Raw genomic sequence first — 24652 nt, 5'->3', positions numbered from 1 at the left:
CGCCTCCCCAAGGTTCAGTGAATGTCCTATTCCGCAAGAAAAAGTTATGAAAACACCGGATTCGCCGGTACTCGGTCCGGGAGGAAGCCGTGGGCGCGGGCGGCGAGGTGGGGGGCCTTGTACCGGTCGACCTCGCGGTGCCAGTGCAGGACGCCGGACATCCAGTGGCGCAGGTCGGTGACGTAACGGTTCATCGCCGCGCGCCCCTCGGCGGACAGGTCGAAGTCGTCGTACAGGACGGGCAGTTCGTGGGCGACGATGTGCTCGAACTGCTCCATCCGCCGGTTGATCAGGTCGGCGACGACGCGCGCGCCCGTCGGGTAGTCGCAGCCGAAGAAGTTCTGGACGACGAGGATCGCGTTGTGCAGCTCGCCCTCGTACTCGATCTCCTTCTGGTACGAGAAGACGTCGTTCAGGAGGGCCCCGAAGTCCATGGCGGAGTTCTCCAGCGCGCGCACGGGTCCGGCGGCGCGCAGCTCCGGCGGGATGTCGGGGCCGAGGCCCAGCCGGCAGAGGCTGAGGGTGAGGTCGGAGCCGAAGGTGTCGCGGCGCATCTCCAGGTAGTCGACGGGGTCGGGGACCCGGTTCTGGAGCTGGTTGGCCAGCTCCCAGAGCCAGCTCTCGGTCATCTTGTCGATCGCCCGTCTGAACGAGCCGCGCTCCTCGGGCGTCATCTCGGCCGTGGTGTCCGCCCACAGCTCGACGAGACCGCGCTCCAGCCCGTTCGCCGGGGTCACCGGCACCCCCTCGCCGTCGACGGGCATGCAGGCCGAGAGGCGGGCGGTGGCCAGGCGCGCGCCCGCGAAGTCACCGCGCCGGCCGAAGTAGAGGGGGTAGTAGTCGTCCGCGTACGTCCCCCAGGCGAGCCACCGGGAGCTGAGGTCCAGCTCGTCCGCGTCCGCGCGCGGGCCGATGCCCGCGGCGCACAGCGCGAGGTCGGCGGCGCGCAGCCGGTCCTCGTCCCAGACGCCCTCCTCCAGCATGCCCATGACGTGCATCCAGGGCACGAGCCGCGCGCGGGCGCCCTCCAGATGCGGGCTCAGCTCCACCTCGTACGGCATCCGCAGCTCGGGCAGCAGGGACGGGCCGACCTTCCGGTACGGCACGTGCGTGTACGCGCGCGTGCGCTCGGCGGCGGCCGTGGCGAGGAGGGCGCCGACACCCGCGGCGGACGTCCCCGGGCCGGTCAGCCGCTCCCAGGGGCTCTCCTGGCGGGCGCCCTTGTTCATGTACCTGCTGGAGCGCATGTGCCACTCCTGCCCGCCGGCCTGCCAGTCCTGGAGCCCCTTGGTGTACGCCCCGATCGCGGCCACCTCGTCGGGCCGCAGCCCCTTCTCCAGGGCGACCGCCGGGACCTCCGTGAACGCGGTGTGCTCGAACTGGTGCAGCCGCGAGGTCAGGATGTCGTTGACGGTGTCGGCGGCCTCCTGCGTCGTGCAGCCGAAGAACGTCTCCAGGACGAGGACGCCGTTGCTGTTCTCGCCCTCGTCCTGGACCTCCCGCTGGTAGGAGAACAGGTCGTTGCGCAGGTGCACGGCGTCCGAGAACGTCTCCATCAGGACCCGCAGCGGCCGGGTCCCGGAGACGGCGGCAGGCACCTCGGCGGTCGCGTACTCGACGAGCCCCGCCGACCAGGGGGCGCCGCCGACCTTGCGGCGCATCTCGATGTACTCGACGGGGTTGGCGATCCGCCCCTCGTCGATGTTGGACAGCTCCCACATCGACTCGTTGAGCAGGTGCTCGGTGGCGACGGCGAACCGGCGCCGCCAGTCGTCGGACATCGCCGGGACGGTCCGCGCCCACAGGTCCGCGAGCCCCGCCTCGACCGGGTTGCGCGGCTCCGGGACCGGCGCCGCCGGGTCCAGCGGCATGAACAGCGGCAGCCGGTCCAGGTGCGCCTTGCCGGCCGCGCGGTCGGGGGTGCGCTTGAACATGTCGAGGAAGTGGTCGTCGAAGAAGAACACCCACACGTACCAGTCGGTGATCAGCGAGAGCGCGTCCGCGTCGCAGTCCGGGTGCGTGTACGCGCACAGCAGGCCGTAGTCGTGCGCCTCCAGGTCGGCCTGTTCCCAGATGCCCGACCCCTCCAGCATGCCCATCCCGCGCGCCCACTCCGTGGAGTGCGCGCGGGCCTGTTCGACGTGCGGGTTCAGCCGCGCGGGGTGCGGCATGTAGAAGTGCGGGAGCTCGAACGGCTGAGTCATGGCCGGGCCCTACCCAGGCCCCTTCCGGGGCATCCGTCCGGCGGCACATGATCACACCATCGCGTGAATTCCCCCCGAACCCCTGTACGCATCCCTCTTCGGCGCCCTCGACGCCCCCTTGCCACCGGCCCCGCCGCCCCGCACCGTGACCGGTATGACGACCCCCTTCGCACTCCCCCACGAACTGCACGGCGACGGCGCCCACAAGGTGTTCGCGGTGCACGGCTGGTTCGCCGACCGCACCGCCTACGCCCCCGTCGTCCCCGACCTCGACCGCGCCGCCTTCCAGTACGCCCTGGTCGACCTGCGCGGCTACGGCGAGGCCAGGGACGCGGGCGGCGCGTTCAGCACCACCGAGGCCGCCGCCGACCTCGTGGCCCTCGCCGACCGGCTCGGCTGGGAGCGCTTCTCGGTCGTCGGGCACTCGATGGGCGGCGCGATCGGCCAACGCCTCCTCGCCGGGGCCCCGGACCGGGTACGGCGGCTGGTGGGCGTCTCGCCGGTGCCCGCGTCCGGGCTCGACCTGCCGCCGGAGCAGTGGACGCTGTTCGCCGAGGCCGATCGCCGCCCCGAGAACCGCCGGACGATCCTCGACGTCACGACCAGCGGCCGGTGCCCCGCCGCCTGGCTGGACCGGATGGTCGCCCGCTCCCTCGCGGTCAGCGACGCGAAGGCGTTCCGCGCCTGGCTCGACTCCTGGGCCCGCGAGGACTTCCACCAGGACACCGAGGGCTCCCCGGTCCCGGCCCTCGCGGTCACGGGCGCCCTGGACCCGGCCCTCTCCGCCGACCTGATGCGGCGGACGTGGATGACGTGGTACCCGAACGCCGAGCTGTACGAACTCGCGTCGGCGGGGCACTACGCCATGGACGAGACGCCGTTGGAGCTGATCCGGGCCGTGGAGGACTTCCTGAGGGCGGACGGCGCCTGAGGAACGGGCCCGGCCTCACACCCCCCGCACCTGGATGAGCGCCCGGGTCCCCCCGATCCGCCACCCCTGTCCCTCGCTCGCCGTCAACGCCGCCTCCGTCCGCGCCGAAAGCCCCGTGATCACATCGGACTTGAGGGTCCGCAGCGCCGCGACGGTCCCCGGGAAGTAGTCCGTGACGTCCGCGAACGGCGTGGTCGGCGGCCACAGCCGGTCCCCCACCAGCCGCCGGTAGTTGAGGTCCCCTTTGAGGATCGTGACCGAGGCGGCGGCGAAGTCGGCGCGCAGGTCGTCCGGCATGTCCGTGTAGGGCAGGGGCGAGGCGGAGAAGGGGTGCGCGCGGACGGTGAGGGTGCCGTCGGAGAGCGCGGCCCACAGCCGCCGGCCGTGCTCCCCGGCGGCCCCGGCGCCCCCGCCCGCCGCGACCAGCCTGCGGACCGCGTCGAGGACGTCGGCGGGCGTCGCGTCGGAGACGTAGTACGGGTACGGCTTGACGTGCAGGACGGCCCGCCCGATCCGGCGCTCCGTCAGCAGGTGGGACAGGAGCAGCAGATCGGGGACGAGTTCACGGCCCGCGTTGTCCGCGACGAGGCACACGCTCGCCGCGCCCTCCAGCGCCGCCCACAGCGCGTCGCCGTCGTCGGCGACCAGCCCCGGTACGGCGGCCCGCTCTTCGGCGTCGGCGTCGGAGAGGCGGAAGCCGAGGTCCGCGCGGTTGCCCCAGAGCGAGCCGTGCAGCAGGGCCCGGCCGCGCTCCTCGGCGGACAGGGCGGTCAGGGCGTCGAGGGCCGCCAACTCCCCGTCCGTCTCCGGGGAGTCGAGCTCCGCCAGCTTGAACGGGCGGAAGGGGTCGATGCCCTGCCAGACGCCGGGGGCGAAGTAGCCGACGGCGTCGAGGAGTCGGCGGTAGAAGTAGCTCTCCGACCAGAGCCAGGGGACGTCGTACCAGGAGGTGCCGAGATGGTCGTCGAGGCCCCAGGACCGCCAGCGGCCGAGGTCGGGGGCGTCGGCCGGGAGCGGTTCCAGCACGCCCCGCGCGCAGTTGGCGGCGAGCGCGTCGAGGGCGCGGCCGACGCCGGCGTCGTACGGGAACGCCTCGCGCACCTGGCGGATGATCGCGGGGTGCCGGTCGGCGAGGACGGAGCGGCGGAAGGAGCCCGGTTCGTCGCCGAGCAGCACGGGCGGGGTGGGGGTGCGGGGCATGCGGATCACCGTATCGCGCGGTTCGGCCCCGTCACCGGCCGCCCGCGCCACGCCCCACACCTGTACGGCGGACCCGCGTGCCCGCCGTACCCCACCCGTCCCCCCGCCGGTCTTGTCGAAAACGCTTCCTGAAACGGTTTCAGGACACGGTCGAAAACATTCCGAGGCGTCCCGCACGGTCCCTCAGGACACGCACGCCGCCGTGATCTCCCGTTCCAGCCGGGAGGCGAGGCTCAGGTAGCGGGGGCGGCGGGGGACCGGGACGAGGCCGCGGATGAGGACGTACCACATCTCCGCCATCCGGCGCGGGAGCCGGGCGGACGCCTCGCGGGAGCGGCCGACGACGCGGGTGCCGACGAAGAAGCAGACCATGGAGTGCGCGACGGCGTCGAGGTCGACGTCCTGGTGTATGTCGGCCTCGCGGACCGCGCCGGACAGACCGCGGGTGACCAGCTCCAGCCATTCGGAGAAGGGGTGGCGCAGGGGCGGTCTCACCGCCACTCCCCCGGTCGCGAGTCTCAACCCCGCGCGGGCGATGGGCCCTTCGACGGACAGCCGGGTCAGGCCGAACGTCAGGCGCATCAGCGCTTCGAGGGAGGAGTAGCCGCGGTTGTCGATCTCGCCCGCGACGCGCTGCGACGCCTGGGACTGGAGTTCCATGATCGCGTGGGCGAGGTCCTCCTTCGCCGCGAAGTGGAAGTACAGGGCGCCCTTGGTGACTTGGGCGTGCTCGACGATGTCACTGAGGCTCGTCGATTCGTATCCATGCCGGTCGAACAGATCGGCTGCCGCCGTGATGATCGTCGCGCGGGTCTGTTCGGCGCGTAACTGCCTCGCCATCGCCTGGAACACTCCTGGGCCGGTGAAAGGGGCCGGTAAAAGAACGGGTCATGCCGTTTGTTTCTCACCCCCTGTACACAATAACTCACCCTGCGGCGGCGTCGACCCCACACTCGAAGACGGCCGACTCCCGCTGCACGCCGACGACTTGGAGGTGTCCGCCGCCTTCGTCGCGAGCCTCGATCCAGACGGGTTCGTCCAGCTCAGCGTACCTGTGGAAGACCGCCTGGTATGCGCTGGGGGCATATTTTCCAGGAAGTGCGAAGCGGGCCGCCTGCCGGGCCGCCTCCAGCAGGAGCATCCCGGGGACGTGATCGAGCGGATGGTCGAAGAAAACGGGGTGTGCGGTATTTACCCGGAGCTGCCAACATCCGCCCCGCGCACCGGGGTCGGGGACGGGCGGGGCGAGGACGACGTCGGTGGGCAGCGCCCGGTCCACGGCCTGCGGAGGCAGCCCCGGTGGCAGCGGGACGGCCCGGACCGTCGCCGGGGTCCTGCCGCCCCGCAGCCTGCGGTAGACGGCCTCCGCGACGCAGCTGAAGGCGACGTCGGCGGTGGCGGCGGGCTCCCCGCAGCACAGCACGCGGGCGGTGTAGCGGCAGGCCGCGGGGCGCCCGCCCCGGTGGCGCAGCTCGGTGAAGGCGAGTTCGACGACGGGTTCGGCGGGCAGCGGGCCGACCTCCAACCGGTGCGGGTCCGTGGCGACTTCGAACGCGTTGAGCACGAACCGCCGGTCCAGGGGGACGTCGTACTCGGTGTGCATGATCAGGGTGCCGGCCTGCCGGACGGTCTCCACGACCAGCAGCGGATCGTAGGAACACCAGTCCGGAGACACGTGTAAGCCGTGCGCGCGCGGCCATTGGGCGGACACGGTGAAACGGTCGGGTCCGGTGCGGCGCCAGTCGGTGAGCAACGTCTCGGCGAGGGACGCCCGGTGGACGAACTGACGGGGGACGGTCGCCGTCAGGAGCGGGGTGCCGGCGGACTGCGAAGAACGGGTCATCGCTTCCTCCTCACGGTCCCCCGCAAGGCCCCGGCGGACGGCGAATCGTCCACACAGCGAACGTTAGAGTACGAGGCGACCGGTTTGGCATCAATGAGATCAGTCGACGGCATCCTATGATCGGGCCGAACAGACACACGATCGCGGGATCGGCCAACTCGGTTCCGCGGAGGGGCTCTTATGGCTAAACAGGAGCGCGCCATCAGAACGCGCCAGGCCATCGTGGAAGCAGCCGGTGAGGTTTTCGACGAGCACGGTTACACGTCCACCACCATCGCCATGGTCCTGGAGCGTTCCGACGTCACCAAAGGCGCGCTGTACTTCCACTTCCCGTCGAAGGAGGCGCTGGCGCGGGCGGTGCTCGACGAGCAGGTGCCGTTCGGGATCGTGCCGCCGCAGGCGTGCAAGCTCCAGGAGATCGTCGACATGACGTTCGTGGTGGGCCAGCGGCTGCTGACCAGCTCCCTCCTGAGGGGCAGCATCCGGCTGGCGGTGGACCAGGAGGCGCCGCACCGGATCGACCACGGAGGGCCGTTCCGGCAGTGGTCGCAGCGGCTGGAGGAACTGCTCGAACAGGCGCGGGAGCGGGGCGAGTTGCTGCCGACGGTGCAGCCCCGGCAGACGGTGGAACTGCTCGTCGGCTGCTTCAGCGGCATCCAGCTGATGTCCCGGGCGCTGACCGGGCGCGCGGACCTCGGCGAGCGGCTGTCCGTGCTGTGGGCACACATACTGCCGAGCATCGCCGTACCGGGGCTGCTGCCCGCGCTGGACACGAAGGCGGACCGGGGGGTGCGGGTCCTGGGGTCACCGGAAAGGGTGGCTTCGTAGAAACGTTTCCGGGACGATCATAGCGGCGTTCAGGGCCGCTGACGATCTTGAAGAAGCGTTCACAGCGAGCCCGGCTTTCACCCACGCGAGACGGCGGGCCCGCCGGTGTCCATCCACACCGGCGGGCCCGCCCGCATCTACGAACTGCTCAGTGGGACCAGCCCACTTGACGAACCGTCAGAAAGTGAGCTTCCAGCTGTTCAGCGTCCCCGCGTCCTGCGCGGCGGTGTCCTGGACACGCAGCTTCCAGGTGCCGTTGGCGACCTTCGCGGAGGCGTTCACCGTGTACGTGGTGTTCAGGTTGTCCGTGGAGTCGGAGGAGCTGTTCTTCAGGCGGAAGGTGCCGCCGTCGGGGGCCACCAGGTCGATGACGAGGTCACCGATGTAGGGGTGGGTGATGGTCACGCCGACCTGGAGGGCCGAGGGCGCGTTGCCGGTGCGGCCGGTGACGGAGATCGAGGACTCGATCGCCGCGGCGTTGTCCGGGATGGCGACGGCCGTGGTGTTGGAGAACACCGTGCCGGTCGAGCCGCCCGAACCGCTCACCGCGGCCACGGTCTTGCCGGCGTCCGCGAGACCCGCGCCGCAGCCGCCCGAGCAGGCGCCCGGCAGGGCACGGGCGTTGGTCTTGATGGCCGACTCGATCTGGGCCGGGGTCAGCGAGGAGTTGGCCGACTTCAGCAGCGCCGCGAGGCCCGCGATGTGCGGCGTGGCCATGCTGGTGCCCTGGTAGTAGGAGTAGTTCTCGCCGACCGGCGTCTTCGTGCCGGAGTTCAGCGTCGACAGGATGCCGTTCGCGGTCGCGGTGCGGGTCTCGCCGCCCGGCGCCGAGATGTCCACGAGGGAACCGAAGTTGGAGTACGACGCCTTGGCGCCGGCGCGGTTGGTCGCGGCGACCGAGATGACGTTGTTGCAGTTGCCCGGGTTGTGGTTCGCGACGTTGTCGTTGTCGTTGCCCGCGGCCACGACGACCGTCGTGCCCCGGTTCACGGCGGCGTTGATCGCGTTCTGGGTGGCCGTCGAGCAGGCGCCGTCGCCGCCGAGGCTCATGTTGATGACCTTGGCGACGTTGGTGTTGGCCGGCACGCCGGAGACGGTGCCGCCGGACGCCCAGGTGATCGCGTCGATGATGTCGGAGTCGTAGCCGCCGCACTTGCCGAGCACGCGCACCGGGGAGATCTTCGCGCCGTACGCGATACCGGCGATGCCCTTGCTGTTGTTCGTGACGGCGGCGATCGTGCCGGCCACGTGGGTGCCGTGCCAGGAGGAGTTGGAGGCCGGGATGCCGGAGCCGCACTCGTTGGCGTTGTACCAGTCGCCCGGGTCGGCCGGGTTGCTGTCGCGGCCGTCGCCGTCGACGGAGACGGCGGTGTCGGCGATGAAGTCGTAGCCGCCGACGATGTTCGCGGCGAGGTCGGAGTGCGCGACGTAACCGGTGTCGATGACGGCGACGGTGACGCCGGTGCCCGTGGTGGTGTTCCAGGCCGCCGGAACGTTCATGCCGGCCGCGGTCTCGAAGAGGTCCCACTGCTTGGCGTACTCGGTGTCGTTCGGGTCGGCCTGCGCCTGGTTCAGGCGGTCCGGGACGACGAAGGCGACGGACGGGTCGGCCTGGTACTGGGCGACGACGTCGGCGACGTCCGCCTTCGAGGCACCGCCGAGGTCGACGAGGGCGGCACCGGTGCCGAGGCGGCGCTCGAAGTCGGCGTCCTTCGCGGTGGCGTCGGCCTCGGCGGCCTTGTTCGACGTGGCCTCGGCCGCACCGGACTTGTAGCCGACGATGAGGCGCTCGGCGGTGAGGCCGGGGGCGGCCTCGGTCTGCGCGGCGGGCACGGCCGGCAGCGCGGCGGCGTCCCGGGCGGGAGCGGCGACGGACGGCAGGGTCGAACCGGCGAGCAGGGCCGCGGAGAGGGCGGTGACGGATATGAGCTTCCGTCGAAGAGCGGGCGAAGTGCGCAAGGGGGTGCCTTTCGTGGCCGGCTCCGGGCACGAGGCGGGAGCGGCGGTCGATTCGCTTCGGCGTCGAAGCGGAGGGGGGTGCATCGAGAGAGCGCGCTGTGGCGGGCCAGGCGGGGCGACCGACCGGTTTCGGGGTGACCTATGGGTCGGCTGTGGTGGAACGATAGGCAAAGAGTTGGTCATCGGGATACAGGGGAAACCCTCGATCACACCGGGAGAACCCCATTTCCAGGGGCAGTTGACCAGCAGATGTCCGGGTTCGGTCATGCTCCGGCCACTTTTCCGGAAAGCGGTTTCCGCGCTGATGCGCCACACCTCGGGGCGCGGGCGCCGTCCCGCTGAACGCGGGCGCGGGCGCAGCCGTACTTGCCCGGTGCAGCCGTTCCCGAGGAGGCGTTCCCTCATGTCCCGTCACCGTCTGGTCCCGCTCACGGCGGCCGTCGTCGCCACGCTGTCCGTCGCCGCGGGCCCCGCCGCCGCGCACGGCGCCCCGACCACCCCGGTGAGCCGGGTGTTCGCCTGCTCGCCCGAGGGCGGCGCGAACTCCGGTACGGCGGCCTGCCGGGCGGCCGTGAAGGCGAACGGCGCCTCCTTCGCCCAGTGGGACAACCTGCGGGTGGCGGACGTGAACGGGCGGGACCGGCAGACGATCCCGGACGGCGAGCTGTGCAGCGGAGGTCTGTCCGCGTACAAGGGGCTCGACCTGGCCCGCGCCGACTGGCCGTCGACCGAGCTGGAGCCGGGGGCCACGCTGCGGATGACGTACGAGTCGACGATCCCGCACACCGGGTCGTTCAAGCTGTACCTGACCAAACCGGGGTACGACCCGTCGAAGCCGCTGACCTGGTCGGAGCTGCCGGAGCAGCCGTTCGCGGTGGTCAAGGACCCGCGACTGACCGACGGGGCCTACCGGTTCAGCGCGAAGCTGCCCGCCGACCGGACGGGACGGCAGGTGCTGTACACGATCTGGCAGAACACGAGCACGGCGGACACGTACTACTCGTGCTCGGACGTGGTGTTCCCGGAGGCGGCGGCCCAGAAGGAGCGGAAGGAGTCGGCGTCACCCGAGGCCCAGGCCCAGGAGCCGTCCCCGACACCCACGCCGACGCCCGCATCCGTCGCCACCCCCACCCCGGCCTCCGCCACCACGGACGACAGCACACCGGCCGCCGCCCCCGTCGCGAAGAACACCGACTCGGGCCCGTCCGCCCCCATGCTGGCGGGCGGTGCCGCGGCGGTTCTTCTGCTCGCCGGCGGCACCGCCCTGTTCACGCGGTTGAGGCGCAGGTGAACGCCCCTGCGGCATCAGGTCAGTTGACCGTGACCACGTTCGTGCCGTCCGACACCGGGGCGTACTTCGCGGTGAAGTAGCCGGCGGCGAAGCAGAGGGACGAACCCGAGGTGCGGGTGAACGCCTGGCTGGCGAAGTTGATGCTGTTGTCGGTGTTGCTGGTCGTGCCGTTCAGGCTCGGGCCCTGGTAGACGCAGGTGATGGAGCCGAGCAGGGTGCGCAGGACGATCGTGGTCTGGATGACGCCGCCGCTCGGCGGGTTCACCGTGAGGGCGCCGCCGGAGGCCGCGGAGACGGTGTAGGGCAGGTTGTTGACGGTGATGCTGGTGACGCCCGTGACACCGAGGACGTTCGAGGTGCAGCTGCCGAAGGTGTGCGCGGTGAGCGTCTCGGTGGCGGTGCCCGGCGCGGTCGGGTTGCTGGTGACGGTGGCGTTGAACGCCGAGGACGCACAGGAGATGCCGCTGGTGCCGGTCGCGCTGGAGTAGAACGTGGCGGCGGTGCCGCTGGCCAGGGACGCGGTCAGGACGTCGCCGACGGCCACGTTCGCGCCGTTCGCGGTGAGCACCGCGTCGGCGTCGGCGGCGGCCGGGGTGATGGCGGGCAGGGTGAGGGCGGCGGCGGTGCCGAGGATCGCGACGAGAGAGCGAGCGCGCATTGCGGGTGCCTCTTTCTTTTCTGGGGGTACCGGAGACAACCGGGGTGGCCCGGGGGTCTCCAGGGAATTGGGGGTCTCGGTGTCTACCGCTGGTCCGTGACGCCTTCTCCGTACGTGACGGACCGAGGGACGGCGGCCGGCAGGGGGGAAGTGGCCGCGAATGCGACACCGAGGGATACCAGGTGAGCGGACTCGGCGGAGGTGCCCGCCCCTGGTGGGGGCGGGCACGTCCGGTGCAGAAGGTCCGGGAGCGCGACGAAGCGTCGCGCTGCGGGTCCGGCGCCACGGACCCGGGCTGAGCCAGGCAGAGTTGTAGACCTGAGTCTCAGTCAGAGTCAAGGAGTTGGACCGAAGTTGATGAAGTGACGGACCGTCAGAAAATCATGGCTGTCACCGGTACACCACGGGTGGCGCCATGATCCATACCTGACGCACAATGAACACCCTTTTTCCACAACTCCCTTGACCCGTAGTTGTAACCATCGGTAACTTCCTGGCTTGGCTACTGCCGCGTAACGAGAAAGTCCGTACGACTTCCGGGAGTTGTGGGGAGCGTGCGCGGCAGCCGCTGTCCGCGCCAGGACAACGCGCCACAAAGCAACCTGCATGTACTAATGCCCATGGGAGCAGACATGGCTTCGTCCCCGGACGTCACACCGTCCGCCGACAGCACACCCGGGAATCCGGGTAGCGGTACCACCGAAAGACGCGGCAGGGTCCGCGGGCGCCGGGCCGCCGTGCTGGCGGTGCCCGCGACGCTCGCCGCCGCGACCCTCGCCGTCCTGACCGCCGAGGGCATCCTCGGCGTCCAGTTCGCGATCTCCGGCATGCCGTTCGTCGTCAAGGCCGACAAACTCGAAGGCGTCGGTTTCGAGCAGTACGGCGCGCTCGACCACATGATCCCGGACAGCCCCAACCAGGGCGACACGGACGGCTCGGTCCTCGTCGTGACCTCGGTCATCGGCAAGGGCAAGCTCACCAACATGTGCCAGTCCGTGGACCTCGGCGGCATCCAGCTCCTCCTGACCGCCGGCAACAAGGGCACCAAGGTCGAGGTGGAGAACCTGGCGATCGACTCGGACGAGATCACGGGTAACGCCGAGTTCAACGACATCGAGATCGGCCGCGACTCCAGCACCTTCGACCGGGTACCCGGCTTCAAGGGCCCCGCCGGTGTCTACGGCCAGCAGGCGCGCACCGTCACGATCAACAACCTGTACCAGCACAACTACGCCGCCACCGCGGCCGTGTTCAAGCTGCCCGACCTGCGCATGAGTTTCTCCACCAGCGGATGCCCGGGGACGTGACACAGTGACCCAGCACGAACCGCCGGCCGTACCCGAGCCCGGGTCGACCGCGTCCGCCGAGCCGGTGGCGCCCGCACAGCCGGGCCCCAAGGAGCCGGCGCGGCAGCGTTTCCGTCGGTGGCGAGGTCACCGGCCGTTCGTGGGCGGGGTCCTGCTCACCTTCGGCGGCGCCGAGATCCTCGTCACGATGAAGGCGCCGCTGCCGGTGATCCTGCACATCGGCATGCAGGGGCTGGCGGGATACCTCCTGCCGTCGCTCATGATCCTCTGCGGCCTGCTGATCCTGTTCAACCCGGCACAGCGGCTGTTCTACTCGATCACCGCCGTGCTGCTCTCCCTGGGCACCTGGGTGACCTCCAACATCGGAGGGTTCATGGTCGGCCTGTTGTGCGGCCTGATCGGCAGCAGCATGGCCTTCGGCTGGCTGCCCGACCAGGAGCCGCGCCGCACCCGGCGGCAGCGGCGCGAGGAGTCCCGTTCGGCCGCGGAGGCGCTGCTCCCCAAGGGGGCCGGGGAGCCCGCCTGAGTCCGTGACCGGCGCGCCTTCGGCGCACAGCAAGACACCAGGCCGGTGCGGCCCGCTGCCACGCACAGCGGACCGCGCCGGCCCCGTCGTCCTTCAGCCCTCCCGGCCGCCCCGCGCGGCGTCAGCTCTGGGCGACCGGCGGCTGGACGTTCTGCACGTTCTGCGCGGTCAGGGGCTGGGTGCGCGCCGTCTCCGCCGCGGTCGTCACCGTCGTCGGCTCCACCGGGGAGGCGGGGGCCACCGGCTCCGACGGGTTCACGCCGCTCTCGTCCTTCATCGCCTTCGCCTCGCTCTTGAGGATGCGCATCGACTTGCCGAGGGCGCGGGCCGTGTCGGGCAGCTTCTTCGAGCCGAAGAGGACGATGACGACGATCGCCACGATCAACAGGTGCCAGGGTTCCAGTCCGTTACGGAGCATGGCCTGATCTCTCTTTCGTCGAGCCTGGTCGGAGTCACACTCCGGAAGGTTGCTACATTGCGCAACTGTACAACCTAGGGTGAGACACAGCGAGGGCGCCGATGACCGTCACCAGCAGCCGCAGCGCAGCACCGTCACGCCACCGGACCGGCGGCCGACGCGCCGCCCCGCCGGACCGGGGCCACGGGCGCCGGCGCGGTGACAAGCGCGGCCCACGCGGCTCACGCGCCCGGCGGATACGCGTGGGGCTCGCGATCGCCCTGTCGCTGCTGGTCCTGCTCGGCGCGGGCGCCGGCTGGCTCTACCTGAAGCTGACCGGCGACATCAGCACCTTCGACGCCGGCGGCCTCTCCGACGACCGCCCCGAGGACACCGCCGGCGAAAACGTCCTGGTCATCGGGTCGGACGCGCGCACCGACGGCAACGCGGCGCTCGGCGGCGGCGACAAGAGCGACATCGGCCGCTCCGACACGGCGTTCCTGCTCCACGTCTACGCCGACCACCAGCACGCCCTCGCGGTCTCCATCCCCCGCGACACCCTGGTGACCATCCCGCCCTGCAAGCTCCCCGACGGCACCTGGTCCGCCGAGCAGCGGAACACGATGTTCAACGCGGCGTTCTCCATGGGCCAGACGGACAAAGGGAACCCCGCCTGCACGCAGAACACCGTCGAGAAGCTGACCGGGCTGCGGGTCGACCACACGGTCGTCGTCGACTTCAAGGGGTTCGCGTCACTGACGGACGTCGTCGGCGGGGTCGACGTGTGCCTGCCGAACGACATCTACCAGAAGGACCTGAGCCCCGGCCGGGCCACGCGCGGCGACCTGCTCTTCACGAAGGGCGAGCAGAAGGTCTCGGGGCAGAAGGCGCTGGACTACGTACGGATCAGGCACGGTATCGGGGACGGTTCGGACATCGGCCGGATCAAGCGCCAACAGGCGTTCGTGGCCTCCCTGTTGAAGCAGATCAAGGAGAAGGGGCTGTCCCCGACGAACCTGCTGCCGCTGGCCGAGGCCGCGACCAAGTCACTCACCGTCGACCCCGGGCTCGGCTCCGCCGACAAGCTGATCTCGTTCGCGATGTCCCTCAAGGACGTCGACCTGCACAACACCAAGTTCGTGACGGTGCCCTGGCGTTACGAGGGGGCGCGGGTCGCGATCGTCGAGCCGGACGCGTCCGCGCTGTGGACGGCCCTCAAGGAGGACCGGACGATCGACGGGCAGAACGCGGGCGGCAGGAAGAAGGCGACCACGACCCCCACGCCCGCGCCGACTCCCGTCTCCGGCGCGGGAATCGACGTCGCCGTCTACAACGGCACCACGGTCTCGGGGCTCGCGGCCAAGGGCGCCGCGAAGCTCACGTCGGCGGGCTTCACGGTGACGGGCACGGCGACGGCGGGCAGCCAGGCCCACACGACGACGGTGATCCAGTACGGGCCGGGTCTGGAGAAGAGCGCGCAAACGGTTGCTACGGCGTTTCCCGGCGCACGGCTGGAGCAGATCCAGGGCACCGCCCTCAACGTCGTCCTGGGCGCCGACTACGCGGCGACGGCCGACACGGACACCGGCACCGGCACCGGCACCGGCACAGCGGCCTCCCCCACCGCCGTCCCCACCCAGGTCGCGGCGGACGCCCGCTCCGCCGACGACAACCCCTGCTCGAACCTCTCCTACGGCTGACGCCGGGCCAGCGGCCTGAGCGCCAGCGCGTACAGCACCAGGACCGCGCCGAGCATCAGGTAGTACGGCAGCGGCAGCCCGGTCATCCCGAGGGCGGCGCCGAGGGGGCTCGGCGGGACGAGGAGGCCGACGCCGACGAGGACGACGGCGGCCCAGCCGACGGGCCCCGGCCGCCGCCCCCCGCGCACGGCGTGCCGCCCGGTCCGCAGCAGGACCATCACCAGCGCCTGCGTGAGGAGGTTCTCCGTGAACCAGGCGGAGTGGAAGAGCGCCTCGTCGTCCACCTCGTCGGGGCCGCGCAGCGCGAACGCCAGGATGCCGAAGGTCGTGAGGTCGGCGACCGCGTTGAGCGCGCCGAAGCCGGTGATCAGGGCGAGGAAGGAGCGGGGCCGCAGCACGGTCGGGCGGCGCAGCACGGCCGCCGAGGGACGGTCGTAGGCGAAGGCGAGCTGGGCCGCGTCGAAGCACAGGTTCTGGACGAGGACCTGCGCCGGGAGCATCGGCAGGAACGGCAGCAGGAGGCCCGCGGAGAGCATCGCGAGGACGTTGCCGAGGTTGGAGGAGAGCGTGACGCGCAGGTACGAGGCGATGTTGCCGCTGCTGTAGCGGCCGGCGGTGACCGCGTGCCCGACGGCCGTCAGCTCCTTGCGGCCCAGCACGACGTCCGCGCTCTCCCGGGCCACCGCGCAGGCCGCGCGCGGGGCGATCCCGACGTCGGCGGCGCGCAGCGCGGGCGCGTCGTTGACGCCGTCCCCGAGGAAGCCGACGGTGTGCCCGCGCTCGCGCAGCGCGGCGACGACCCGCGCCTTGTCCTCGGGGGTGCAGCGGGCGTACACGGTCGCCTCGGGGACGTCACCGGCGCCCGGGACGGCCGGCACCCCCGGGTCGAGCCCCAGCTCCCGGCAGACCCGGGCCGCCGTACCGGGCGCGTCGCCCGTCAGGACGCGCACGGAGATCCCGCGCGCTGCAAGGCCCCGCAGCGCCTCGGCCGCGCTGGGGGCGAGCGCGTCGCGGAAGGCGACGAGGCCCCGGAAGGTGAGTCCGCGTTCGTCGGCGGGGGTGTAGGGGCGGCTGCGGGCGGTCCGCTCGGCGGTCGCGACGGCGAGCAGCCTGAGGCTGTCGTCCGCCTGGTCCGCCGCGAGTTTCCGCAACCGCTCCCGCTCGTCCTCCGCGAGGTCGCAGCGCTCCAGGACGTCGTCCACCGCGCCCTTGGTGATCAGCAGGTGCGTGCCCGGACGACGGCCGCGGACGACCGCCGTCGCGATCCGCCGGGCCGGGTCGAACGGCACGGTGTCGACACCGTCGTACTCCTCCCCCGCCGCGCCCTCGGCGTCGAGGAGGGCCTCGTCGAGGGCGTCCGGGGTGGGGAGTTCGGCGAGTTGCAGGGTCCACCACGCCTGGACGGCGGCCCAGTGGACGACGTCCGTGTCCGGGCCCCCGTCGGGCGCCACGCCGTGCGCGAGGACCGGGCGGTCCTGGGTGAGGGTGCCGGTCTTGTCGACGCACAGGACGTCGACCGCGCCGAGGTCGTGCAGCGCGGGGAGGCGTTTGACGATGACGTCGTGCGAGCGGGCCAGCAGGGTCGCCCCGCGCGCCAGGCACGTCGTGACGATCACCGGCAGCATCTCGGGCGTCAGCCCCACGGCGACCGCCACCGCGAACGGCAGCGTCTCCAGGCCCCGGTCCCGCAGCGCCGCGTTCGCCATCAGCACCAGCGGCGGCGTCAGCAGCATGAACCGGATCAGCACCCACGAGATCCCGTGCACGGACCGGTCGAAGGCGTTCCCCGTCGGCCGCGCGGGCGGCGCGTGCGCGGCGGCGAACCGCGTCCGCGCCCCGGTCTCCACCACGACGGCGGTGGCGCTCCCGGAGGCGATGTCGCTGCCCTGGAAGCAGAGGTGGGGGGCGGCGAAGGGGGATTTCTCAAGAGCGACCCCGGTGGCGGCCCCCGGTCCCTCCACCTGTTTCGCGACCGGCCGCGACTCCCCCGTCAGCGCCGCCTGGTGCACCGTGAGCCCCCGGGCCCGCAGCAGCCGTACCTCCGCCGGGACCAGGTCGCCCGGGCCGAGCCGGACGACGTCCCCGGGGACGAGTTCGCCGGCCGGGACCTCCCGGGTGAGGGGCGCCTCGCCGGGGGCGGGGCGGCGGACGACGGTGGCGGTGCCGGCGACCAGGTCGCGCAGGGCGGCCACGGACCGGTCGGCCCGCCGCTCGCCGCTCGCGCGCAGGACGCAGCTCACGGCGACGAGGGCGAGGATGACGGTCGCGGTGCCCCAGGAGGAGACCAGCGCGGAGACCAGGCCGAGGCAGAGCAGGACGCAGGTGAAGGGGTCGCGGACGCCGGTGAGCAGGAGGCGCGGCCAGGCGACCGTGGAGGTCTCGGGCAGCGTGTTCTCGCCGTACCGGGCGAGCCGGGCCGTGGCCTCGTCCTCGGTCAGTCCGTACGGCCGGGTGCCGAGCCTGCGCAGGGTCTGGAGGGCCGTTCCGTCGTGTTCGGGGGGCGTGGCGCCCGGCTTCGGGGCCGTGCCGTCGGCGGCCCGCTCAGAGGCCACGGAGGCGGGGCACCGGGACGTCGGCCCCGGCGGCGCGGTCGCTCAGCCGCCCGAGGACGAGGCGGACGACGTCCACGACGTCCGGGTCGTCCACGAAGTACACCTGGCGCCGTCCCTCGCGCCGCGAGCGCACGAGACCGGCCAGCTTCAGTTTCGTCAGATGCTGGCTCACGGCCGGCAGCGCCCCGCCGACCCGCTCCGCGAGCCCCGTCACGTCGCTCTCGCCCTGGGCCAGCGCCCACACGATGTGCAGCCGCGCGGGCGACGCGAGCAGCCCGAAGTTCTCGGCGGCCTGCGTGAGCATTTCGGCGGAGGGGTCCTCGAACGCCACGGTTGCCGACCTCCTGAGCGCTGACGTGTCACTGAACGGATCGCCCCAGTTTACGGCGTGCGGCCCGGCGGGGCGCCGCCCGGCCGGGGGGTTCACTCGCCGTCGCGCGCGCCCGCCGCGAGCAGGACGGCGGCCGTCTCCTCGTGGGAGCCGGCGCGGGCCCACTCCAGCGGGGTGCGGCCGGTGCCCCGGTCCTCGCGGCGGCCGGGGTCGGCGCCGTGGGCGAGGAGGACGCGGACGGTGCCGGTGTGGCCCCAGCAAGCGGCGGCGCACAGGGGGGTGCCCTCGGCGCCGGGGCCGGCGCTCTCCTCGTCCGGCGGGGCTCCGGCGGCCAGCAGGAGGCGGGCGGCCTCGGCACGGCCCTGGACGGCGGCGGCGTAGAGGGGGGTGGTGCCGTCGGCGTCGCGGGCGGCGGGGTCGACGCCGGCGCGCAGGAGGGCGGCGATCTCGGTGCGGTCGCCGTTCAGGATCGCGGCGTCGAGGCGGCGGGCGAGCTTCTTGCGGCGTCTTCTGTTCATCGGAGGGGAGGTTAGCGGGCGGTTCCGGATGGCGTTCCGGATTTTCCTCCGGCATAGTCCGCCCGGACAGCAGAAAACCCGCCCCAACCGGGACGGGTTCTCTTTCTGAGCGCCGGGCAAGCCTTGCACTTGCATCTCCCCGCAGGAAGCGGGGCATCTTTCCTTGGACCACCAACGCGCGTTCTGTTCCGCCTTGTTCGGCGGCCAGCTCGTGATCGAACTCTACCCCACGCCCGGGGGTGCTTCACAACTCGGCGAGGACCGGGAGGAGTTCGGCCGCCGCCGCGATGTCCGCGGTGAGTGGGCGGTCGTCCGTGCCGGTGGGCAGGGCGGCGGACGCGGTGGTGAAGGCGGGCGTCGGGGGCTGGGTCGGGCGGAGCCGAAGTGCCCTGACGGCGCTGACCAGTTCGCAGGCGAGGAGGGTCGTGCAGGCGTCCGCCGCGCGCATCGACTGCCGGGCCGCCTGGCCGGCGAAACTGGCGGCCTCCTCCAGACCGTGGGAGACGACGGCGTGCCCCGAGGAGGCGGGCACGGCCTGCGAACGCAGCTCCGCGAGCGCCGAGTTGGCCGTGTACTCCAGGATCATCGTGCCCGAGCTGCTCGCCGGTCCGTCCGCCAGGAAGGGTGTCAGGCCGGTGAGTTCGGGGTGGCCGAGCGCGCCGAGGCGGGCCGTGGAGAGCTGGGCCGTCTTCAGCAGGGCCAGGTTCAGGCCGTCCAGGGCGAGGGCGAGGGGGGCCGCGAAGAAGCCGCCGTGGTGGTAGGCGGTGAGCGCGTCGGGGTCGACGAGGGGGTTCTCGGAGGGGCAGTTGACCTCGACCTCGACGATCTCGCGCAGCCGTTCGGCGGCGTCCAGCGCGCAGCCGTGCACCTGCGGGAACGCCCGGAACCCGTACGGGTCCTGCACCCTGCGCCCGGCGGCCTGCGGCACCTCGGGCCACCCCGACAGCCGGCGCACCTCCCCGGCCGCGCGCGCCGCCCCGGCGTACGGCCGCAGCGCGTGCACGGGTGCCGCGTACGCCTCGCCCGACCCGGACACCGCCGCGAGCGACAGCGCGGCGACGGCGTGCGTGGCCCGCAACAGGACGTCGAGCCCGTGCCAGGCGAGCGCGGCCTGCCCGAGGGCGAGGGCGTTGCTGCTCAACAGGGCGAGGGCGTCGCCCGGTTGGAGGGTGACGGGGGCGGGGTGGCCGGCGAGGGGCGATGCCGGGCGGGCGGCGGACGCGGCCCACGCGAGGGGCAGGGCACCGCCGGACGCGGTCTCCGCACCGCTCGCGTCGGCCCCCTCGCCCTCCAACTCCCCGCCGGCCCAGGGCTGTTCCCCGATCAGCGTGAGCCCCGTCTGCGCGGGCGCCGTCGGGACACCTGCCCCCTCGCCCTCCAACTCCCCGCCGATCCACGGCCGTTCCCCGATCAGCGTCAGCCCCGTCTGGGCCAGCGCCGTCAGGTCACCGGTGCCCAGCCCTCCGTACTCGTTCACGGCGGGACGCACCCCGAGGCGCAGTGCGTCGGTGAGGGCGTCGATGACGGCGGGCTGGATGCCGGCGCCACCAGCCAGGAGCTGGTTGGCGCGGACCGCGAGCATCGCGCGGACCTGGCGGGCGGGCAGCAGCGCGCCCGCGCCGCCCGCGTGGCTGCGCAGGAGGCGCAGTCCGTGGGCGTGCTCGTCGGCGGTGTCGACGGCGACGGAGCGGTTGGCGCCGACGCCGGTGCCGCGGCCGTACAGCCGTCCTGTCGAGGCGAGTTGACGGGCCGTCAGCCAGGAGCGGGTGGCGCGTTCGCGGGCCTCGGGGGCGACGGCGGGCCGGGCGGCGGCGTCCGCGAGGGAGATCAGCTCGGCCGCGGTGAGGGCGGAGCCGGTGAGCGTGACACCCCGGGTGTCCGCGCGGTACGCGGACACCCGGGGCCGGTCGGTGAGGTCCAAGCGGGTCAGTCCAGGCCGACGGTCTTCAGCCACGCCTTCGCGACGTCCAGCGGGTCCTTGTTCTCCAGCTGGACCTGCGCGTCGAGGTCGAGGAGGGTCTTCGTGTCGAGCTTCGCGGAGACCGCGTTGAGGGCGGCGACGCCGTCCGAGGAGAGCGCGCTCTTGTAGACGAGCGGGGTGACGTTCGCGTACCCGAAGAGGTTCTTCGGGTCCTGGAGGACGACGAACTTCTCCTTGACGATGGTCGGGTCGGTCGTGAAGATGTCCGCCGCCTGCACGGTGTTCTTCTTCAGCGCCGCCTGCGTGAGCGGGCCGCCGGCGTCGAGCGCCTTGAAGGACTTGAACTTCAGGCCGTACTCCGACTCCAGGCCGAGCATGCCCTGGTGGCGCGTCTGGAACTCGGGCGAGCCGCCGAGGACCAGGTCCGGGGCGATGTCCTTGAGGTCCGCGAGCGTGGAGGCGGCCGTCAGGTTGTACTGCTTGGCGGTCTCCGCGTTGATCGTGACGGAGTCCTTGTCCTCGGCCGGGGAGGATTCGAGGAGCGTCAGCTTCGAGTCGACCTTGGCCTTGGCCGCCGCGTTGACCGTCTCCAGCGAGGTCTGCGGGGCCTTGGCGTCGAGGTAGGCGAGCAGCGAGCCGTTGTACTCGGGCAGAACGTGGATGGAACCGTTCTTGAGGAGGCCGTACGTGGTCTCGCGGCTGCCGATGTTGGGCTTGTAGGAGACCTTGATGCCCTTGGCCTTGAGGGCCTCGCCGTAGATGTCGGCGAGGAGGGTGCTCTCGGCGAAGTTGTTCGACCCCACGACGACCGACTTGCCGTCGGACCCGCCCCCGTCCAGGGGGTTGCTGCCGGAGTCGTCGGAGCTACAGCCCGCCAGCAGGACCGTCGCCGCGGCGAACACGGCCGTGGCCGCGCCGGGGTTGCGGAGGAGGGATCTGCGGGGGTGGTCGGTAGAAGTCACGGTTCCTGTTTCCGACTTGGGGGAGGAGAGACGAGCGAGACGCCCGAAGGTCTCGATCCAATCCAGCCTCTTCTCCGGCAGTCAAGGGGAGTTGTGTAAACGATTCGCTTTCGATCCCGAGCGCTCCGTTTACGGTTCCGCTTGTATACGTGGCTGGTTGTGGTCGGCGTCGCTTCGTAATGGATTCTTGACCCAGGGCGATGTGCCCGTCCCTTCACGGAAGCGATAGCCTCGCCGCAGTCGGCTTCCGATCACTCACCGGTACGAATCGGTCGCCGACCCGATCGGAGCCGGACACGACCGGTCACCGATCGGAACCGGCCATCCGTGTGCGTCGCGCGCGGTGCCCCACCCGCGACGAAGGAGGCCCGGTGTCCACGAAAGAGGTGGACGCGCCCGTCAAGCCGGCCCCGGCGCCCGGCCGTCGGGGGCTGCGGGCCCTCGCCGACCGGTGGCCCTTCCAACGCAAGCTGAACGTCCTCGTGGGCGTGCCGCTCGCGGTGATCGCGGTCCTGCTGACGTACGTCATCACGGACCTGATCCAGGAGTCCAGGCGAGCCGAGGACGCCGCGCAGTTGGTGCGGGACAGCGCCCAAGTCGCCGAACTGGTCTCGCTGGTGGAGGCGGAGCACCAGCAGGCGATCCTGCTGTCGGTCCGTCACGAGGCGTCGTTCGACGGGGGTACCCCCTCGACCGACCCCTACCGGGTGGCGCAGGTCAAGGTCGACAACCAGGTGACGAAGGTGCGCGACTCCTTCGGCGGCCGGCTGCCGGCGGGCGAGGCGCAGGCGCTGCGCGAGATCGAGGGGCTCGCGGGCCTGAGGTCGACGATCGAGCAGGGCTATCTGCCCGCCGACAACATCGACCCGGCGTACACGGGCGCCGCCCGCGGTCTCATCGACGGCCTCGGCCTGGACCGCAACTCGGCGCTGGCGACGACGTTCACCGGCAACCTGCTGGACTCCCTGCTGCGGGCGGACGCCGCGCACGGCGCCTTCGAGACCGGCGTGTTCTCGGCGCTGACCGGCGACAGCAACGCGCTCATCGAGTTCACCGGCGCGGTCGGCGCCTACGAGGTGTACACCTACCAGGTCCAGCGGTTCACCCGGTTCGCGAGCACCGACCAGGCCGACAAGCTCGGCGGTATCGAGCACAACGCGGCGCAGGCCGCGATCGACCAGCACTACGCGGGGCTGTCCGTCGACCCGAGTTCGCTCCAGGCGACGTCGACGGCGCAGCTGCGCACCTCCCTGCGCCAGGCGCTGGGCGCCTACGGCGACTTCCAGCAGCAGGCCGAGAACCGGCTGAAGATCACCGACTCGCTGATCGGCGAGATCGCCGACCGCGCGGACGACGCGGCGAGCAGCGCCCGCTGGCGGGTCATCCTGCTGCTGAACCTGGTGGTCGTCGGCTTCGTCCTGTGGATCGGCCTCTCGGTCCTGGTCCGCCGCTCGGTCGTGCGGCCGGTGCTGGCGCTGACCGGGGCGGCGCGGGAGGTCGCGGACGTCGCCGGGCGCGAGCTGGCCCGGGTCGCCGACGACGACACGGAGGAGACCGGCCCGCCGCGGCTGCGCGAGCTGCCGGTCACCGCGGACGACGAGATCGGTGAGCTGGCCGAGGCGTTCAACAACGTGCAGACGACGGCCGCCGCCCTGCTGGAGCGTCAGGTCCTCAGCCGGCGCAACGTCGCGGAGATGTTCGGCAACGTGGGGCGCCGCGTCAGCAACCTGACGACCCGTCAGCTGACGCTGATCGACGCGGTGGAGCGCGGCGAGACCGACCCGGCGCTGCTGGAGCGGCTGTACTCCATCGACCACATCGCGGTGCGCCTGCGCCGCAACGCCGACAGCCTGATGCTGCTGGCCGGCATCCGGGAGACGGTCCTCGACTCGGGTCCGACGGCGCTCACCAACGTCGTACGCGCCGGGCTCGGGCAGATCGAGGGGTATCAGCGCGTCGAGCTGCGGGCCGCGTCGGAGGTGATGGTCGCGCCGGACATCATCGGCGACCTGACCCTGATGGTGGCCGAACTCCTGGAGAACGCGGTGTCGTTCTCGCCGGCGGACTCGCCGGTCGAGGTCGGGGTGCGCTCGCACGCCGAGGGGGCGTCGATCACGGTCGTCGACCACGGGCTCGGGATGAGCGCGGAGCGGCTCGCCGAGGAGAACGCCCGGCTGGTGCGGCGCGAGCGGCTGGACCTGGTCCCGACGAAGGTGCTCGGCCTGTTCGTCGTCGGCGCCCTCGCGCGGCGCTGGGAGATCGAGGTCACCCTGTCGCGGACGCCGGGCGGGGGTGTCACCGCGGAGATCGCGCTGCCCTCGACGCTGCTGCTGACCCTGAGCGGTGAGGAGCCGGCGCCGGTCGTGCGCGAAGCCGTGGTTTCCGGCGGGAACTTCGGGGCAGGCGTCGCGGGGACCGGGCGAGCGATCACGGAGCGGCAAGTGGGCGAGGGCGACGCAGACGCGGTGGCACCGGCTTCCCCGACGCCGCGTGCCGCCCCCGGCTCCCGTGCGTCCGACGACGTTCCGCTGCTCCCCCGCCGCGATCCGCGGCCGGACGCTCCCGAGGCCCCGGCCGCCGTGGACCCGGCCGCCGCCTTCATCCCCCGGGCCCGCTCGGAGGAGCCCCCGGCGCCCGTCGGCGGCCCCCGGCCGCTGAAGCGCCGGGTGCGGGGGGCGACGCTGCGGACGACGGCGGACGCCGCCGCGCAGCAGGCCACGCGCCAGACCTCGCGCCCCGCCGACGCGGACGCCGTCCGTGACTCGCTGGACGAGTTCGAGGAGGCGGTGGCGCGGGCGAACGCCGATACGGCGCAGCAGCCGACGCCCCCCTTCACCACCGGGGGGACCTCCGGGGAGAATGTCCCGGAAACGACTCAGGAAGCGCTTGCGCACGACGAGGTGCCGAGCCGCCGATCCCCCGAAGACCGGAACACCACGCACCACCAGAACCACCTTCCGGAAGGAGCCGAGCAGTGAGCACGTCGACAGGTGACACCCCCGCGGGTGAGGCCACGCCGACCGATCTGCGGGCCGCCGCAGCCGATTTCACCTGGCTGCTCAACCGTTTCGCCACCGAGACCGCGGGCGTCGTCGACGCCATCGCCGTGTCCTCGGACGGACTGCTGATAGCCGTCTCGGAGCTGCGTGAGCACGCGGACTCCGAGCGGCTCGCGGCGATCGTCTCCGGCATCACCTCGCTGGCCGCCGGGGCCTCCGGCAACTACGGCCTGGGCGGGCTGAACAAGGTCATCATCGACCTGGAGGGCGGCCATGTGCTGGTCTCCTCGGTCGGCAGCGGCGCCGTCCTCGGGGTCGTCACCGACAAGGAGGCGAAGCTCGGCAACATCGCCTACGAGATGACGGTGTTCGCGAACCGCGCGGGCACCGCGCTCAGCCCGCAGCTGGTGCTGGAGCTGAAGAACACCGTGGGCGCCGCCAAGCAGAGCCAGCAGGACCGCCACCGTCACCAGAGCAGGATGCGCTGACCGTCCGGCACCGGCCGGCGAGCCGACCGCAGAAGAG

20 protein-coding genes are annotated in these 24652 nt (G+C 72.1%); 8 read left to right on the top strand and 12 right to left on the bottom strand.

What is annotated here, in order from left to right; genetic code table 11:
- Nucleotides 1–44 precede the first annotated feature (44 nt).
- Nucleotides 45–2204 carry a germacradienol/geosmin synthase Cyc2 gene (gene cyc2, locus ABZX85_RS05465; protein WP_355862660.1) on the bottom strand — a complete coding sequence of 720 codons (2160 nt, stop codon included), beginning with the start codon at nucleotides 2202–2204 and terminating at the stop codon, nucleotides 45–47.
- Nucleotides 2205–2358: 154 nt separating this feature from the next.
- Here cyc2 and ABZX85_RS05460 point away from each other — a divergent pair, with 154 nt between their 5' ends.
- A complete protein-coding gene (locus tag ABZX85_RS05460; protein WP_355862659.1) occupies nucleotides 2359–3135 on the top strand; it encodes an alpha/beta hydrolase in 777 nt (258 codons plus the stop codon).
- Nucleotides 3136–3150: 15 nt separating this feature from the next.
- Here the strand turns inward: ABZX85_RS05460 and ABZX85_RS05455 are convergent, their stop codons facing one another.
- The 3 genes from ABZX85_RS05455 to ABZX85_RS05445 form a co-directional block, all read right to left on the bottom strand.
- Nucleotides 3151–4335 (bottom strand): damage-control phosphatase ARMT1 family protein, encoded by a 1185-nt coding sequence (locus ABZX85_RS05455; RefSeq protein WP_355862658.1) that lies wholly within the window; start codon nucleotides 4333–4335, stop codon nucleotides 3151–3153.
- 183 nt (nucleotides 4336–4518) lie between these two features.
- Nucleotides 4519–5175 (bottom strand): ScbR family autoregulator-binding transcription factor, encoded by a 657-nt coding sequence (locus ABZX85_RS05450; protein WP_355862657.1) that lies wholly within the window; start codon nucleotides 5173–5175, stop codon nucleotides 4519–4521.
- 85 nt (nucleotides 5176–5260) lie between these two features.
- The gene (locus tag ABZX85_RS05445) at nucleotides 5261–6178 is read right to left on the bottom strand and encodes a ScbA/BarX family gamma-butyrolactone biosynthesis protein (protein WP_355862656.1); all 918 of its coding nucleotides are present in this window, start codon (nucleotides 6176–6178) and stop codon (nucleotides 5261–5263) included.
- 180 nt (nucleotides 6179–6358) lie between these two features.
- Here ABZX85_RS05445 and ABZX85_RS05440 point away from each other — a divergent pair, with 180 nt between their 5' ends.
- On the top strand, nucleotides 6359–7006 hold the full coding sequence (locus ABZX85_RS05440) for a ScbR family autoregulator-binding transcription factor (RefSeq protein WP_355862655.1): 648 nt from the start codon (nucleotides 6359–6361) through the stop codon (nucleotides 7004–7006).
- A gap of 177 nt (nucleotides 7007–7183) precedes the next feature.
- On the opposite strand, the gene ABZX85_RS05435 is transcribed toward ABZX85_RS05440, so the two are convergent.
- Complete coding sequence (locus ABZX85_RS05435; protein ID WP_355862654.1) at nucleotides 7184–8965, bottom strand: S8 family serine peptidase; 1782 nt, start codon at nucleotides 8963–8965, stop codon at nucleotides 7184–7186.
- Between the two features lie 403 nt (nucleotides 8966–9368).
- Here ABZX85_RS05435 and ABZX85_RS05430 point away from each other — a divergent pair, with 403 nt between their 5' ends.
- Nucleotides 9369–10256 (top strand): lytic polysaccharide monooxygenase, encoded by an 888-nt coding sequence (locus ABZX85_RS05430; protein WP_355862653.1) that lies wholly within the window; start codon nucleotides 9369–9371, stop codon nucleotides 10254–10256.
- 19 nt (nucleotides 10257–10275) lie between these two features.
- Here ABZX85_RS05430 and ABZX85_RS05425 read toward each other — a convergent pair whose 3' ends face one another.
- Complete coding sequence (locus ABZX85_RS05425) at nucleotides 10276–10914, bottom strand: Tat pathway signal sequence domain protein (RefSeq protein ID WP_355862652.1); 639 nt, start codon at nucleotides 10912–10914, stop codon at nucleotides 10276–10278.
- Nucleotides 10915–11546: 632 nt separating this feature from the next.
- Between ABZX85_RS05425 and ABZX85_RS05420 the strand changes: the two genes are divergently transcribed.
- Both ABZX85_RS05420 and ABZX85_RS05415 read left to right on the top strand, forming a co-directional pair.
- The gene (locus tag ABZX85_RS05420) at nucleotides 11547–12221 is read left to right on the top strand and encodes a DUF6230 family protein (protein ID WP_355862651.1); all 675 of its coding nucleotides are present in this window, start codon (nucleotides 11547–11549) and stop codon (nucleotides 12219–12221) included.
- A gap of 64 nt (nucleotides 12222–12285) precedes the next feature.
- Entirely contained in the window at nucleotides 12286–12747 is a 462-nt protein-coding gene (locus tag ABZX85_RS05415) for a DUF6114 domain-containing protein (RefSeq protein ID WP_355863098.1), read from the top strand.
- A gap of 121 nt (nucleotides 12748–12868) precedes the next feature.
- Here ABZX85_RS05415 and tatA read toward each other — a convergent pair whose 3' ends face one another.
- Nucleotides 12869–13165 (bottom strand): Sec-independent protein translocase subunit TatA, encoded by a 297-nt coding sequence (tatA, locus tag ABZX85_RS05410; RefSeq protein ID WP_355862650.1) that lies wholly within the window; start codon nucleotides 13163–13165, stop codon nucleotides 12869–12871.
- A 101-nt stretch (nucleotides 13166–13266) separates the two neighbouring features.
- Here tatA and ABZX85_RS05405 point away from each other — a divergent pair, with 101 nt between their 5' ends.
- A complete protein-coding gene (locus ABZX85_RS05405) occupies nucleotides 13267–14844 on the top strand; it encodes an LCP family protein (protein WP_355862649.1) in 1578 nt (525 codons plus the stop codon).
- Here the strand turns inward: ABZX85_RS05405 and mgtA are convergent.
- The 5 genes from mgtA to ABZX85_RS05380 form a co-directional block, all read right to left on the bottom strand.
- On the bottom strand, nucleotides 14835–17396 hold the full coding sequence (gene mgtA / locus ABZX85_RS05400; RefSeq protein WP_355862648.1) for a magnesium-translocating P-type ATPase: 2562 nt from the start codon (nucleotides 17394–17396) through the stop codon (nucleotides 14835–14837). The genes ABZX85_RS05405 and mgtA overlap by 10 nt on opposite strands.
- Nucleotides 17386–17700, bottom strand: coding sequence for a metalloregulator ArsR/SmtB family transcription factor (locus tag ABZX85_RS05395; RefSeq protein ID WP_355863096.1), 315 nt, complete (start codon nucleotides 17698–17700; stop codon nucleotides 17386–17388). The genes mgtA and ABZX85_RS05395 overlap by 11 nt, the downstream gene beginning before the upstream one ends.
- A 119-nt stretch (nucleotides 17701–17819) precedes the next feature.
- Nucleotides 17820–18245 (bottom strand): ankyrin repeat domain-containing protein, encoded by a 426-nt coding sequence (locus tag ABZX85_RS05390; RefSeq protein WP_355862647.1) that lies wholly within the window; start codon nucleotides 18243–18245, stop codon nucleotides 17820–17822.
- Nucleotides 18246–18489: 244 nt separating this feature from the next.
- The gene (locus ABZX85_RS05385; protein WP_355862646.1) at nucleotides 18490–20166 is read right to left on the bottom strand and encodes an aromatic amino acid ammonia-lyase; all 1677 of its coding nucleotides are present in this window, start codon (nucleotides 20164–20166) and stop codon (nucleotides 18490–18492) included.
- Nucleotides 20167–20171: 5 nt separating this feature from the next.
- Nucleotides 20172–21128, bottom strand: coding sequence for an ABC transporter substrate-binding protein (locus ABZX85_RS05380; protein WP_355862645.1), 957 nt, complete (start codon nucleotides 21126–21128; stop codon nucleotides 20172–20174).
- A 371-nt stretch (nucleotides 21129–21499) separates the two neighbouring features.
- Between ABZX85_RS05380 and ABZX85_RS05375 the strand changes: the two genes are divergently transcribed.
- A complete protein-coding gene (locus ABZX85_RS05375; protein WP_355862644.1) occupies nucleotides 21500–24106 on the top strand; it encodes an ATP-binding protein in 2607 nt (868 codons plus the stop codon).
- Nucleotides 24103–24615 carry a roadblock/LC7 domain-containing protein gene (locus ABZX85_RS05370; RefSeq protein ID WP_355862643.1) on the top strand — a complete coding sequence of 171 codons (513 nt, stop codon included), beginning with the start codon at nucleotides 24103–24105 and terminating at the stop codon, nucleotides 24613–24615. Before ABZX85_RS05375 ends, ABZX85_RS05370 begins: the two co-directional genes overlap by 4 nt.
- The last annotated feature ends 37 nt before the right edge of the window (nucleotides 24616–24652 follow it).

This window comes from Streptomyces sp. NPDC004539, from assembly GCF_040610055.1.
GTDB lineage: Bacteria > Actinomycetota > Actinomycetes > Streptomycetales > Streptomycetaceae > Streptomyces.
This window is presented reverse-complemented; position numbering and strand designations above follow the sequence as displayed.

Excerpts from the sequence above, each read along its gene's own strand:
- cyc2 (WP_355862660.1), bottom strand. The coding sequence starts at position 2,204 with ATGACTCAGCCGTTCGAGCTCCCGCACTTCTACATGCCGCACCCCGCG.
- ABZX85_RS05395 (WP_355863096.1), bottom strand. The coding sequence starts at position 17,700 with ATGCTCACGCAGGCCGCCGAGAACTTCGGGCTGCTCGCGTCGCCCGCG.
- ABZX85_RS05445 (WP_355862656.1), bottom strand. The coding sequence starts at position 6,178 with ATGACCCGTTCTTCGCAGTCCGCCGGCACCCCGCTCCTGACGGCGACC.
- ABZX85_RS05405 (WP_355862649.1), top strand. The coding sequence starts at position 13,267 with ATGACCGTCACCAGCAGCCGCAGCGCAGCACCGTCACGCCACCGGACC.
- ABZX85_RS05425 (WP_355862652.1), bottom strand. The coding sequence starts at position 10,914 with ATGCGCGCTCGCTCTCTCGTCGCGATCCTCGGCACCGCCGCCGCCCTC.
- ABZX85_RS05455 (WP_355862658.1), bottom strand. The coding sequence starts at position 4,335 with ATGCCCCGCACCCCCACCCCGCCCGTGCTGCTCGGCGACGAACCGGGC.
- ABZX85_RS05460 (WP_355862659.1), top strand. The coding sequence starts at position 2,359 with ATGACGACCCCCTTCGCACTCCCCCACGAACTGCACGGCGACGGCGCC.
- ABZX85_RS05390 (WP_355862647.1), bottom strand. The coding sequence starts at position 18,245 with ATGAACAGAAGACGCCGCAAGAAGCTCGCCCGCCGCCTCGACGCCGCG.
- ABZX85_RS05450 (WP_355862657.1), bottom strand. The coding sequence starts at position 5,175 with ATGGCGAGGCAGTTACGCGCCGAACAGACCCGCGCGACGATCATCACG.
- ABZX85_RS05440 (WP_355862655.1), top strand. The coding sequence starts at position 6,359 with ATGGCTAAACAGGAGCGCGCCATCAGAACGCGCCAGGCCATCGTGGAA.
- ABZX85_RS05420 (WP_355862651.1), top strand. The coding sequence starts at position 11,547 with ATGGCTTCGTCCCCGGACGTCACACCGTCCGCCGACAGCACACCCGGG.
- tatA (WP_355862650.1), bottom strand. The coding sequence starts at position 13,165 with ATGCTCCGTAACGGACTGGAACCCTGGCACCTGTTGATCGTGGCGATC.
- ABZX85_RS05430 (WP_355862653.1), top strand. The coding sequence starts at position 9,369 with ATGTCCCGTCACCGTCTGGTCCCGCTCACGGCGGCCGTCGTCGCCACG.